General features: G+C 75.9%; 7 protein-coding genes. 1 reads left to right on the top strand and 6 read right to left on the bottom strand.

Going from position 1 to position 13188, the window contains the following annotated elements; all coding sequences use genetic code 11:
* Positions 1–103 precede the first annotated feature (103 nt).
* From ACFU9E_RS22295 to ACFU9E_RS22270, 6 genes are all read right to left on the bottom strand, one after another.
* On the bottom strand, positions 104–1279 hold the full coding sequence (locus tag ACFU9E_RS22295) for an AAA family ATPase (RefSeq protein WP_380679870.1): 1176 nt from the start codon (positions 1277–1279) through the stop codon (positions 104–106).
* The gene (locus ACFU9E_RS22290; protein ID WP_380679867.1) at positions 1276–6483 is read right to left on the bottom strand and encodes a hypothetical protein; all 5208 of its coding nucleotides are present in this window, start codon (positions 6481–6483) and stop codon (positions 1276–1278) included. The genes ACFU9E_RS22295 and ACFU9E_RS22290 overlap by 4 nt, the downstream gene beginning before the upstream one ends.
* A complete protein-coding gene (locus tag ACFU9E_RS22285) occupies positions 6480–7334 on the bottom strand; it encodes a DUF4132 domain-containing protein (RefSeq protein ID WP_380679864.1) in 855 nt (284 codons plus the stop codon). The genes ACFU9E_RS22290 and ACFU9E_RS22285 overlap by 4 nt, the downstream gene beginning before the upstream one ends.
* Before the next feature lie 157 nt (positions 7335–7491).
* Positions 7492–8706 carry a PQQ-dependent sugar dehydrogenase gene (locus ACFU9E_RS22280; protein ID WP_380679861.1) on the bottom strand — a complete coding sequence of 405 codons (1215 nt, stop codon included), beginning with the start codon at positions 8704–8706 and terminating at the stop codon, positions 7492–7494.
* A gap of 160 nt (positions 8707–8866) precedes the next feature.
* The gene (locus ACFU9E_RS22275; protein ID WP_380679858.1) at positions 8867–9706 is read right to left on the bottom strand and encodes an ABC transporter ATP-binding protein; all 840 of its coding nucleotides are present in this window, start codon (positions 9704–9706) and stop codon (positions 8867–8869) included.
* A 78-nt stretch (positions 9707–9784) separates the two neighbouring features.
* Positions 9785–10855: an ABC transporter substrate-binding protein gene (locus tag ACFU9E_RS22270; protein ID WP_380679855.1), complete on the bottom strand. Its 1071-nt coding sequence runs from the start codon at positions 10853–10855 to the stop codon at positions 9785–9787.
* A 154-nt stretch (positions 10856–11009) separates the two neighbouring features.
* On the opposite strand from ACFU9E_RS22270, the gene fhuB reads away from it, so the two are divergent.
* Positions 11010–13187 carry a Fe(3+)-hydroxamate ABC transporter permease FhuB gene (gene fhuB, locus ACFU9E_RS22265; RefSeq protein ID WP_380679852.1) on the top strand — a complete coding sequence of 726 codons (2178 nt, stop codon included), beginning with the start codon at positions 11010–11012 and terminating at the stop codon, positions 13185–13187.
* The last annotated feature ends 1 nt before the right edge of the window (position 13188 follow it).

Raw genomic sequence — 13188 nt, 5'->3', positions numbered from 1 at the left:
TGGGTGTGGGTGTGGGGGTTTTTGTGTTTGTGGTGGGGGGGGGGGGGGGGGGGGGGGGGGGGGGCGGGGGGCCCGGGGGGGGGGCGCCGAGCCGGCCGGGGGCTCAGTGCTCCAGGGCGGAGCGCAGGTCCCACAGGGTGCGCCAGGTGGCGGCGCCCTGTTCGGCGCGGCGGCGGACCGGGCCGTCCCAGTAGCCGAGCAGCCGGGCGGCGTCGGCGGGGTCGTCCTTGCGCACCACGCCGATGAGCTGACCGGGAAGGCGGCCGAGCAGGTCGCCGCCGTCGGGCAGGTAGGCGGCGGTGACGCCGAGGGCGGTGGCCACCGACACGGCCTCGGCGGTGCTCATCACGGTGGAGGGGCGCTCGACGTCCCAGCCCTCGGTGGAGCGGCCGGTGCGCAGGTCGCGGAAGGCCGTGACCAGGGCCTCCAGCACCGCGTCGTCCACCGCGTAGGCGGCGCCGGCACGGGCCACGGCGGCGGTGGACTGACGGCGGACCAGCTCCACCTCGGCGGCGAGGCTGCCGATCGGGCCGACCGTCTCGAAGTTGAACCGTCGCTTGAGGGCGGCGGACATCTCGCTGACGCCCTTGTCGCGCAGGTTGGCCGTGGCGATCAGGGTGAAACCGGGGACGGCGTGCAGCTGGCCATCGGGGGTGCCGGCGAGTTCGGGGACGGCGATCCGCCGCTCGGAGAGCAGCGAGACCAGGGCGTCCTGGACCTCGGGCAGGCACCGGGTGACCTCCTCGACCCGGGCGACCGCGCCGGTGGTCATCGCGGTGAGCACCGGGGAGGGCACCAGAGCGTCGCGACTGGGACCCTTGGCGAGCAGCAGGGCGTAGTTCCAGCCGTACTTGAGCTGGTCCTCGGTGGTGCCGGCGGTGCCCTGGACGGTGAGCGCGCTGGTGCCGCAGACGGCGGCGGCGAGGAGTTCGGAGAGCATCGACTTCGCGGTGCCGGGCTCGCCGACGAGCAGCAGGCCGCGCTCGCCGGCGAGGGTGACGACGCAGCGTTCGACCAGGGCCCGCTCACCGACGAACTTCTGCTCGATCGCCAGGCTCTTCCGGCCTGCCTTGAGCTTCTCGCCGCCGCTGCCCATCACGAAGGTGACCACGGCGCGCGGGGTGAGCCGCCAGCCGGGCGGGCGCGGGCCCGAGTCGTGTGCGGCGAGGAAGTCCAGCTCGGCGGCGTACTTCTCCTCCGGCAGGACGATCTGCCGGGCGGTGGACCCGGCCGGAGCCGCGACGGCGGCGGTGGTGGTGGCGGTGGCGGTGGTGGTCATCGGCGGGCCTTCCTGCGCTTGCCGGTCTGGAGCTCTTCGAAGCCGGGGGCATCCCCGTCGGTGACGCGCTGCCAGGCCCGGGTGAACAGCTCCGGGACGGACAGCTGCGGCAGCGCGGCGTGGTGGGTGGGCAGGGCGTAGAGGCCGGCCTTCCAGGTCTCGACGGGCAGACCGGGGGCCTTGGCCTCCTGCCAGCCGCAGGGGAGGAAGAGGCTGCGCCCGGCGCGGGCCCGCTTGGCCTCCACGACCAGCCCGGAGGCGAGGAGTTCGGCGCGCGCCTTCTTCAGCCGGACCGGCTTCCAGCCCGTCCAGCGGGCGACGTTGCGGTCGGTCGGGTCGGGCAGGGCGAGCAGCTGGAGGTAGACCACGGCGGCGTCCTCCCCCAGCTCGTGGGTCTTGGCGACCTCGGTGACCAGCTCCGGCACCGTGAGCAGCGGGTGGTGGGGCCAGACCTCGGCCTCGGCCGTGGCGCCGGCCTTGGTGCCGGCCTTGGTGCCCGCGTCCGCGTCGGCCGTGCCGGGGAGGTCCGGCAGGGCGACCAGGCGGTCCAGGGTGCCGTCCAGGAGGGCGGCGAGAACGGTCCGCTGGCGGGCGAGCCAGTAGCTCTCGGCCAGGCCGGCGAGCAGCTCCAGCGTCGGGTCCTGCGGCCCGCTCACGCCCGCCGGGCGCCACCAGATGTGCTCCGCCCCGCCGTGGGAGGGCGACAGCACCACGACCTCGCCGCAGCGCACCAGTCCGTCGGCGTCGGCACCGCCCTCGGCGGGCAGGCCGAAGCGGGTGCGCAGGACGGCGGCCAGCGGTTCGCCCTTGCTGTTGCGGCGCAGGTCGAAGGCGAGCATCAGCCCGGGGTCGGCCAGGCGGGTGCGCAGCGCCTGGACGGCCGGGGCGAGCAGCGCGCGCAGCGGGCTGTTCCAGGGCAGCCGGTAGGCGAGCCAGGCGAGGGCGTCGACGAACTCCGACGGGTCGCTGTAGTCCGGCAGGGCGTCCGCGTCGTCGGGCAGCAGGCCGACCGTGCCCGCCTCCCCCTCGGCGCGCAGCCGCTGACGGGTGGTGCGGCTGAGCCACGGGGTGACCGCGTGGTTCAGGACCTCCTCGACGTTCTGGATGCTGGTGCCGCTGACGGCGGCCTGGTCCTCGTCGGACAGGGTGACGATCCGGCCGAGGCGCTGCGTCCAGCGGGCGGCGCCGGCGGCGCTGTCCGGGCCGGTGGTCCAGAGGTCCTGCGGGTCCGCGGGCAGCAGGGCCGCCCAGACCTCGCCGAGGACGGACCGCTCGCGCCCGCGCAGCCAGTCGCGGGCGGCCTTGGCCTCGGCGGACTTGAGGCCGTACTCCTTGAGCGCGGTGGCGGGCAGCGGCGCGCCGTACCACTGGAAGAGGGTGCTGGTGGGGCTCAGCAGCAGGGTGGAGCGGACGGCGCCGATGCCGGTGCGCTCACCGAAGTCGGCGGCGCGCTCGGCGCGATGGGTGATGGCACCGTGCAGGGCGAGCTGCGCGGTGAACTCGCTGAGCCACGTGCCGGTGACGCTCTCCTCGGTGCCGCGCTCCCTGGCGGTACCGAAGTGGGCGACCGGACCGAAGGCGCCGCTCGGGTCGTGGTCGACGGCGAGCCAGACCACCTTGTCGTCCTGGTGGTGGCGGCAGCCGAGGATGACGACGGTGCGCCCGCCGTGCCGCCAGACCTGGCCGGCCCGCGGTGCGTGCTTGCCCTCGTCGGCGTTCGGATCGGTGAGCGGCTCGGTGAGGAGCAGCTCGCGCAGGGTGGCGCCGCGGTCGGCGAGCGGCCCGCTGGTGAACTCGGAGAGCAGCACGCCGAGCGAGGCCCGGTGCCCGATCGTGGTGAGCGGGGCGGCGGCCGCGTAGGCGAGGGCGCCGAGGTTGCCGAGCACGTGCAGCCAGCCGTGGTGGGTGTCGTCGCCGTGCAGCCGGACCTGGTGCGGGGTGCTCCAGCCGTCGCCGTCGGCCGCGGGGGGATCGGCGAGGACGGCGGTGACCGTACGGAGGTTGTTGAGGACGCGGTAGTTGGCGCTGCGGTCCCAGGAGCGGCCGAAGCCGCCGGTGCCGGGCAGCAGCAGGGTGACCGCCTCGCTGAGCTCGTAGTCGGTGCCGTGCTCGGGCCGGTGGGCGAACTCGGGGGCGCTCGTGGAGGCGGTGGCGCGGCCGTCGTTCTCGGGCTGCGGCAGGTAGCGGGCGATCGAGTCGAGCAGCTTGGCGGCGGTGCGGGCGAGGCCGGCGACGCCGGCCACCAGCTGCCGGTGGCCGATCCCCGGCAGGACCTGCGCGACGGCGTCGAGCGGGAGCTCCTCGACGGCCTTGCCGCTGCTGACGACGGGGCGGCGCACGCCCTGGACGGTGATCCAGCGCTGCTGCGCGGCGGGCACCGGCTGGGCGTCGGCCGGCCAGGCGGCGTCGACGAGGCGGGCGGCCTGTTCGTCGGTGACGGCGCGCAGCACCGTCGAGCCCTGCTCGTCACGCGGGCGCAGGGCGTGCCAGAAGGCGAGCGGAAGCACGACGGGGGTGCCCGCGGCGTCCAGGCCGCCGGGGCGGCCGGGTTCGTAGTCGGCGGTGTAGCCGGTCGGGTCGGCGGTGACGGTGCCGTCCGCCGCGGAGTGCGCGGCGGGCAGGGCGAGGGCGAGGTGGCGGCCGACGCCGGACTGGACGACCGGCCGGCCGCCGCCGGGCAGGGCGATCCGGCCGAGCGGGTACGTCGGCTTCTGCTGCCCGGAGTTGTCGGCGACGAGCGTGGTGCCGTCGGCGGTGCCGGTGGTGACCTTGAGGTTCTCGGTCCGCGGCCAGCTGCCGAGCACGGTGCCGTCGGTGCCGAGCGGGGTGGCCTCCAGGCCCGGCAGGAGCGGCAGCAGCCGGGTGCGGCCGAGGTCGAGGCGGCCCGCGGCGGCGCCCGCGGCGATCCGCGGCGGCTCGGACGCGCGGCCCAGGGTGCCGGTGGCGGCGTCGAGTTCGTGCAGCACGTTGCCGCCGCGGCCCCAGCGGGCGGTCCAGTGGCCGGTGCCGTCGGTCAGGACGTGGTCCTGATCGGACACCTGGGTGTCGCCGACGTGCAGCGGACGGTGGCCGCCGGTGCGACCGCCGCCGGGCAGCGGCAGGCTCGGCATCTCGGTCTCGTCGCTGCCGCCGTAGTAGCGGGCGATGCTCTCCCCACCGAGGACGAAGGTCTCGGCGGGCCGGCCGGACCAGTAGGCCCGCTGCTTGCCGTCGTGGAACCAGACGACCAGCAGTTCGCCGTCGGCGAAGCGGAAGTACGGGTGCTGGTGGCTCTCCAGCTTGTCGGGGATGCGCAGGGTGTGTTCGAGCACGATGCCCTGCGGCCCGGCGACGACGACCTGGTTGCCGCGTGCGAGCACCAGGTTCGGCCAGGCCTCCTGCAGCACCAGCCCCTTGGGGTGGGCGCGTCCGGCGCCGTAGCCGGGGGACTCGCCGTACTCGGCGCCGAGCTTGTCGAGCGCCTCCTCCAGGGCCGGCCAGGCGAGTTCGTCGAGGATGCCGCCGCGCAGGGCGCCGGCGAGCAACCCGGCCACGTCGAGGTCGGCGACGCGCCGGGCGGCGGCCGGGTTCTCGTCGCGGATGCCGGTGCGGTGGGCGCTGAGCTCGCGCACCGCCTCCGTCGCGCTCTCCAGGCCGCGGACGGCCACCAGTTCGTCGACGCGGGCGTCGGACCACTCGACGAACAGCTCGCGCAGCACCGGCCGGGCGGCCAGGCCGCGGCTGTCGACGGCGTCCCAGACCGCGGGGACGGCGGCGCGCAGCGCGGGCCGGAAGCGGGGGTCGGCGGCGACGGCCGCCAGGGTGCGGCCGTCCGCCGAGGAGGAGGCGACCCACGGCTGGAGGAGGAAGCTGTAGCCGTCGTCCGGGTCGGCGACCGGGACGCCCTGCGCGAGCAGCAGGTCGAGGAGTTCGATCTGGGTGGCGCTGCGGCGCACCCCGGTGAGGAGGTCGACCGGCACGGCCTCGGCGCGCAGCCGCTCCAGCATGCGGTCGACCAGGCCGAGGGTCCCGGTGTTCAGGCCCCGGTCGCGCCAGCCGCGGCCGAGGTGGTTGGTCCAGCGCTGCAGCCAGGCGGCGGCCGGCTCGGGGGCGGCGGCCGGCTCGGGGGCGGCGGCGCCGTCGGCGGCGGGCGCGGCGGGCGGGTCGGTGAGCAGCCGCTCGGCGCCGCTCTCGGCGAGCAGGGCGAGCCAGGCGGCGTCCTGGACGTCGGCGTCGTTGTTGCCGGGCGGGTCGGGCAGCAGCTCCAGCAGCCGGACGCGGACCGTGTCGTCGCGCTGCCCGAGGGCGACGATCGCGCCGTGCCAGACCTTCCAGAAGGCGCCGGGGGCCCGGTTGACGGCGGGTGAGGCCAGCAGTTCGGCGATCAGCTCCCGCTCGTGCTCGTCGCGGTCCAGCTCGGCGGCCTTGAGCAGGGCGCGGGCGTCCTCGGCGACCCCGGCGTAGGGGGCCATCCCGGCGGCGGAGCGCTCGGTGCACAGCTGGCGGAACCGCTGCCAGGCGGTCAGCGGGTCGAGCCGGCCGCTCAGTTCCTTGACGTACTGGCGCAGCGCCTTGACGCTGAGCGCGCCGGCCAGCGCGAACTCCAGGAAGACGGCGCGCAGCCGCTCCTCGTCGACGGCGAGGTTGTGGGTGCGCTCGGCCTCGCGGGCCTTGCCGAAGAAGGTGCTGGCATAGCTCTGGTTGCCCTGTTCGAGGAAGATCCGGCCGACCTGCTCGCAGTAGGTGGGCAGGAAGTGCGGGACGGCGCGGCCGAGCCGCACGGCCAGCGCGTCGAACCCGTCCTTGGCGTTGCCGGGCTTGGACTTGGCCTGGCGGGCGAGCCGCTCCATCTCCTTGACCAGGGCGAGCGCGTGGTGGCCGTTGGCCGGGTCGTTGACGAGCGCCCAGGCGGGGAAGCCGAGCGCCTCCTGGCGGACCTGGCCGACCTCGGCCGGCTCGCCGGCGGGGACGAGTCCGAGGAAGTCGACGGCGGCGTCCTCGGCGGGGCCGAGCGCGCCGGGCACCAGGCGCACGACCCGGCGCTCGCCCAGGGCGGGGTGGGCGTAGCCGCGGGCGGTGAGGACGTCGGCGGCGCTGTCGGGGGTGCCGACGTCGGCCAGGGTGCCGGGGGCGAGGATCGCCCCCGCCTCCAGCAGCCGCTCGTGGCGGGCGGCGTCGCCGCCGGGCGCACCGGTGGTGCGGTCGGGTCCGGTGGTGGTGCTCATGCGGCTTCCTCCCCTTCGATCGTGCGGCCGGCGTACAGTGCGGCGGCCATCCGCATCCCCTCGGACCAGGCGACCGGTCCGACCTCGGCCAGCGGCAGGACCTTGCCGTCCGGGCCGGTCCAGCTGAGCGCGCCCGTCTCGCACTCGTCGTACTCGTAGTAGTCGCCGACCCAGACCCGGGCCTCCAGGGCGAGGCCGTCCTCGACGACGGGCAGCACGGCGTGTCCGCCGCGGACCCGGTAGCCGAGCCGGGCGCAGCGGCCGAGCAGGTCGCGCAGCGCGGCGTAGTGGCCGCCGGCGTAGGTGCCGACCTCGGTGCCGGCGGTGTCGCCGGGCCGGTGCCAGACCTCCCGGTACAGCTGCTGGACCTGCTGGGAGACGCCGAGTTCGACGGCGAACTCGCGCAGCTCGTCGAGGTCCTCCAGCAGGACCGGGTGGGGTATGCGCAGTTCGCCGTCGGTCAGGCGGACGGTGTCCCCGTCGAGGTCGACCAGGCCGAGGCCGCGCTCGGCGTCGGCGCCGCGCAGGAAGCCGGCGACGGCGCCGTCCGGCCCGGTGACCACCAGGTCGCGCAGGACCTCCTGCCAGGCCTCGTCCGCCCAGACGGCGGTGACGACGGCGGCGGGCACGGGCAGCGAGCGGACCATCCACCGCTCGACGGTGTCCAGGCAGCCGCGCCGGTGCGCCTCCAGCCACTCGGTGAGCTGCTTGAGGCCGACGACCACCGGGTCGTCGTTCAGCTTCGGCGGGACGGCCTTCAGCAGGCGGCCGGCCGCGTTGCGGCAGACCACCTTGCCCTCCTCGTCGAAGGCGACTTGGTAGCCGCCCGTTCCCGTTTCCACCCACGCCACGGCCGCTCTCCTCCCAGCTGGTCAGTGATGGAAGGAACGTAACGGGACACACTGACAACACGGCCCGCGGGGAGGGGTACCGAGCGGTAGGAAGGCCGGGCGGCGGTTCTGGGCCGACCTCAAACCGCTCGAACGGGTGATCCAATGCCGGTCGGGATCACGTCCGATTGACGGTCAGCCGCAGGATCCGGTCGTCGCCGGGACGCGGATCGCCGCGGCCGTCGGTGTTGTCGGTGAGCAGCAGCAGGGTGCCGTCCCGGTCGGCCACCACGGCGCGCAGGCGGCCGTACGCGCCGGAGAGGAAGTCCATGGGCGGGGCGGCGAGCCGGTCGCCGTCCAGCGGGACGCGCCAGAGCCGCTCGCCGTGCAGGGCGGCCATCCAGACGCCCCCGGCGGCGTGGGCGATGCCGCTCGGGGAGGCGTCGGCGGGGTGCCACTGGGCGACCGGGTCGACGAGGCCCGGCCGGCCGGCGGCGCCCTCGACGGTCGGCCAGCCGTAGTTGCCGCCGGGGGTGATCAGGTTCAGCTCGTCCCAGGTGTCCTGGCCGAACTCCGAGGCCCAGAGCCGACCTTGCGGATCCCAGGCCAGTCCCTGGACGTTGCGGTGGCCGAGCGACCAGACCGGCGAGCCCGGGAACGGGTTGCCGGGAGCGGGAGCGCCGTCCGGGCTGAGGCGCAGGACCTTGCCGCCGAGGGAGTCGCGGTCCTGGGCGAGCGGGGGTTCGCTCGCGTCGCCGGTGCCGGCGTACAGCAGACCGTCGGGGCCGAAGGCGATCCGTCCGCCGTTGTGCCGGCCCCCGTGCGGGATCCCGGTCAACAGCGCCACCGGCTCGCCGAGTTGGGATCCGGCCGGGCGGGCGGGGTCGTAGTCGAGGCGGGCGATGCGGTTGTCGGAGGCGGTGGAGTAGAAGGCGTAGACCCGGTGGTCGGAGGCGAAACCGGGTGACAGGGCGAGGCCGAGCAGGCCGCCCTCGCCGCCGGCGGTGACGCCGGGGACCGTGCCGGCCACGGTCTTCGTGCCGTCCTTCGCCGAGACGCGCAGGATCCGGGCGTCGTCGCGTTCGGAGACCAGCAGGTCGCCGTCCGGCAGGACGGCCAGGCCCCACGGGGAGGCCAGGCCGTCGGTGACGGTGCCCGAGACGTCCACCGAGACGGCGGCACCCGGGGTCGGGGACGGCGTCGGGGACGGGGTCGCTGCGGTGGGCGCGGGTTCGGCGGCCGAGGTGGGCGAGGCGGGCGAGGTGGGCGCCGAGGCCGGGGTGGACGGCGCGCCACCGGGCTCGGGGGCGGCGGCCGAGGAGCAGCCGACGGTGACGGCCGGGCCGAGCACGAGGGCGAGGGCGGCGAACAGCGCGGCGGAACGACGGGGCATCGGTGACCTCTCCCGGGGCACGGCGGGGGCGGACGCGGCGGCGGAACGGACGTCCGGCGGACGCCCGTCCAGCAGACCACACCCGGCCCGGCGCCGGTCGCAACCCGCCGCGCCCGCACGACCGTTCGAGGGACCCCGGCACGCCCGCGAGGGGCGCGCCTCAGCCGGTCGGCGAGGCCGTCGACCCGGCTGCCGACCCCGCCGCCGAGCGGACCGCCGAGCGGGTCCCCGCGCGCGGCACGATCACCGGCGCGCCGTCCCCGGGGGCCGCGAGCACATCGCTGTCCACGTCGTACAGCGCCCGCACCAGCGGTGCGTCCACCACCTCGCGCGGCGCACCGCAGGCGATCACCTCGCCGCCGCGCATCGCCACCACCACATCGGCGTAGCGGGCCGCCGCCGCGAGGTCGTGCAGCACCATGACGACGGTGCGCCCGCCCGCCGCGACCTCGCGGACCAGCTCCAGCACCTCCACCGCGTGGCCGAGGTCGAGGGCGCTGGTCGGCTCGTCGAGCAGCACGACGGGGGCGTCCTGGGCGAGCACCATGGCCAGCCAGCAGCGCTGCCGCTGGCCGCCGGAGAGCCGGTCGAGCCGGCGGTCGGCGAACTCCTCGACGCCAGTGGCCCGCAGCGCCTCGGCGGTCAGCCGCTCGTCGTCGGCCGACCACTGCCGGAACAGCCCTTGGTGCGGATGGCGGCCGTAGCGGACCAGCCCGGCGACGGTGACCGCCTCCGGGGCCTGCGGGCTCTGCGGCAGCAGCGCGACCCGGTGGGCGGCCTGGCGGGGCCGCAGCTTCCAGACGTCCTCTCCGCCGACCAGCACCCGCCCGGAGTCGGGCCGGTGGAGGCGGGCGATCGAGCGCAGCAGGGTGGACTTGCCGCAGCCGTTGGGGCCGACGATCGCCACCACCTGCCCGCCGGGCACGGTGAGGTCCACGCCGCCCAGCACCGGACGCCCGGGGCCGTACCCGGCCGTGAGGCCCTCGACCGTCAACTCCATCGCGGTTTCCTTCGATTGGGAGGGGAACGCGGACCGGGCGGCGGACGCCCCGCACGGAGGGGCGCCCGCCGCCGGCGGTCACTTGGCGCCGAGCGCCTTGGCGATGTCGCCGATCACCACGTCCGCCGCCAGCGGGCCGCCGCGGGTGGACCAGACCGAGCCGTCGACGGTCACGGTGTGGTTGTTCTTCACCGCGTTCAGCTCCTGGTAGGCGGGCTTGGACTGGACGTCCTTCAGCGCGGCCTTGCCGTCGTCGGTCAGGGTGGAGAGGAACAGCCAGTCGCCGTCGATCTCGTTGATCTTCTCCAGGCTCAGCGCCGGGGTGTGGGCGTTGCCGTCCTTGTCCTGGGCCTGCGGGCGGGTCAGACCCATGTCGAGGGCGACACCACTGGCGAACTGCTTCTTCTCCATCCAGCTGGGGCCGGTCGGGTTCCAGCGGACGATGGAGACGGCCTTGCCCTTGTTCTCGCCGAGCTCGCCGCCCGTCCTGGCGGCCTTGGCGTCGTAGTCGGCGATCACCTTGTTGGCCTGGTCGAGCTTGTTGACGGCGTTTCCGATGCCGCGGAAGGAGAGCTTCCAGTCGTCGGTCGGGGCCATCGTGACCAGGGTGGCCGGGGTGATCTCGCGCAGCTGCTTGAGCACCTGCTGGTCCTGCATGTCGCCGGCCAGGATCAGGTCGGGCTTGGCGGCGATCACCTTGTCCATGACGGGCTGCAGCAGGTTGCCGACCACCGGGACGCCCTGGACCTTGTCCTTCAGGTACGCCGGCGGCTCGTTGAGGCCCTGTCCGTTGGTGATGCCGGCCGGCTTGAGGCCGAGGGCGAGCACCGCGTCGAGGTCCTCCTGGGTGAGGGTGACGATGCGCTTGGGCTCGGCGGGGATCTCGACGGCCGTACCGGTGGCGTCCTTGACGGTCCGCTTGCCGCCGGCCGCGTCGGCGGCCGGGCCGCCCGCGGCGGCGGACGGCGAGCCCTGCTCCGAGGGGGAGCCGGTGCTGGAGGAGCCGGCGCCGGAGGAACCCTTGTCGGAGGAGCCCGACGAGCCGCAGCCGACGAGCAGGAGCGTGGCCGCCCCGGTGGCGGCCAGCACCTGGACCGCACGGCGGCGGGCGAGGTCGAACGGGCTCTGGGGGGTCGACGGGGTCGACATGGGGGCCTCCGGGCAGGGGTGTTGCAGACGGGCGGTGCGGACGGTGGAGCGGTGGAACTGCGCTGCGGCGCCGTGCACCTGGACGATCCGGACGGATCCGACGCGGCGTCGGACACCCGTCCGACCGCGATCACCATTAGGTTAGCCTTACCTTATGACATTGTCGCAAGTGGGTACCGCCGAGGCGGCCGACGCGGGTCCCCCCGCCCCCGCCCCCGCCCCGCCGGCGGCCGAACGGTCGCGCCGCACCTCCTGGGCCGCCGTCGGCGGCATCCTCGCCGCCCTGCTCGCGCTCACCGCGCTCTCGCTGTCCGTCGGCGCCGGCGAGGTCGGCCCCGGCCGGGTGCTGGACTACCTGCTCGACACCGACGGCGCCCGCGCCGACGGCCGGCTCGCCCTGGTCGTCGGCGACCTGCGCCTGCCCCGCACCCTGACCGCGCTGCTGGTCGGCGGCGCCCTCGGCGTGGCCGGCGCGCAACTGCAGGCCGTCACCCGCAACCCGCTCGCCGAGACCGGCCTGCTCGGCGTCAACGCCGGCGCCTCGCTCGGGGTCGTGCTCGGCATCGCCGTCCTCGGCGTACAGACCTCCTACGGCTACCTCGCCTTCGCCTTCGGCGGCGCCGTGCTCGCCAGCGGACTGGTCCTGGCCATCGCCGGCAGCCGGGGCGGCGGCTCCCCGATGCGGCTCGTGCTCGGCGGCTCCGCCGTCGGCGCCACCTTCGGCGGCCTGACCGGCGTGCTGATCGTCAACTCCCCCGAGGCGTACGACCGCTACCGGGTCTGGGTGCTCGGCTCGCTGGCCGGCGTGGAGGGCTGGACGACGCTGCGCCAGCTCGCCCCGGCGCTCGGCGTCGGCTTCGTGGTCGCCCTGCTCACCACCCGGCCGCTGTCCGCGCTCGCGCTCGGCGACGACCTCGCCCGCGGCCTCGGCCACCGCCCCGGCGCGACCCGGGCCGCCGTCGCCCTCGCCGTCACCCTGCTCACCGCCTCCGCCGTCGCCCTCGCCGGGCCGATCTCCTTCCTCGGCCTGCTCGCCGGCTTCCTGGCCCGCGCCGTCGCCGGGCCCCGGGTCGGCCGGCTCACCCTGCTCGCCGGGCTCGTCGGCGCCGCCGTACTGACCGGCGCCGACGTGCTCGCCCGGGTGGTGGCCCGGCCGTTCGAGGCCCCGGTGTCGGTGATCGTCGCGCTGATCGGCGCGCCCGCCCTGATCGCCATCGTCCGCTCCCGCAGGACCGCCGCGCTCGGCATGACCGACACCGCGCCCGCCGAATCCTCCGGCCGCCACGGCCACACCGAGGAGAAGCCGCCCCGGCCCGACCTGGTGATCCGGCGCGGCGCGCTGTCGGTGCTGCTCCCCCGCCGCTCCACGGCGGCCGCGCTCGGCCTGTCCGCCGCGCTGCTGGCCGCCGTGGTGGTCTCCGCGCACGCCGGGCAGAGCGAACTCGGCCTCGGCCGCACCTTCCAGGCCGTCTTCGGCCACGGGGAGCGCCTGGACGTACTGCTGGTGCAGAAGTTCCGGCTCGGACGGATCGTCGCGGGCCTCGCCGCCGGAGCCGCGCTCGGCCTGGCCGGCTGCCTCACCCAGACGCTGGCCCGCAACCGGCTCGCCACCCCCGAACTGCTCGGCGTCAACGACGGCGCCACCGCCGCCGTGCTGATCTCGGTCACCGCCTCCGGCGCGTTCGGCGCCTGGTGGGCCGGGCCGATCGGCGCGCTGGCCGCCGTCGCCGTGGTCACCCTGGTCTCCGGCGGGCTCGGCGCGCGCGGCTACCGGGTGCTGGTGGTGGGCCTGGCCATGTCGGCGCTCGCCTCCGCCGTCATCCAGGTGGCGATGGCCCGGCGCTCGCTCAGCTCGGCCACCTCGCTGTACGTCTGGACCTCCGGCAGCCTCAACGGCCGGGACTACGCGGTGGCCACGCCGGTGCTGATCGGGCTCGCCGTGCTGGTGCCGCTCGCCCTGGTGGTGGCCCGCCGACTGGCCGTGCTGCGGTTCGACGACGACGTCGCCTCCTCGCTGGGCGTCGACCCCGGCCGGGTCCGGCTCGTCTGCCTGCTGCTCGCGGTGGCCCTGGCCGGCCTCGCCGTCGGCGTCTGCGGGCCGGTCGGCTTCGTCGCACTGGCCGCGCCGGTGGTCGCCGGACGGCTGGCCGGCCCGGCCCGGGTGCCGGTGCTCGGCTCGGCGCTGGTCGGCGCGGTGCTGATCGTGCTGGCCGACACGCTCGGCCGGGTGCTGATCTCCGGTGTCGAGATCCCGGTGGGCATCGTCACCACGGTGCTCGGCGGCCCCTTCCTGCTCTGGGTGTTGCTCAGCCGCAAGGGCAACCCCGCCTGAC

This window comes from Kitasatospora sp. NPDC057595 (assembly GCF_042800875.1).
Lineage (GTDB): Bacteria > Actinomycetota > Actinomycetes > Streptomycetales > Streptomycetaceae > Kitasatospora.
Note: the sequence above shows the minus strand (reverse complement) of the source record. Positions and strands in the feature narration are given on the sequence as shown.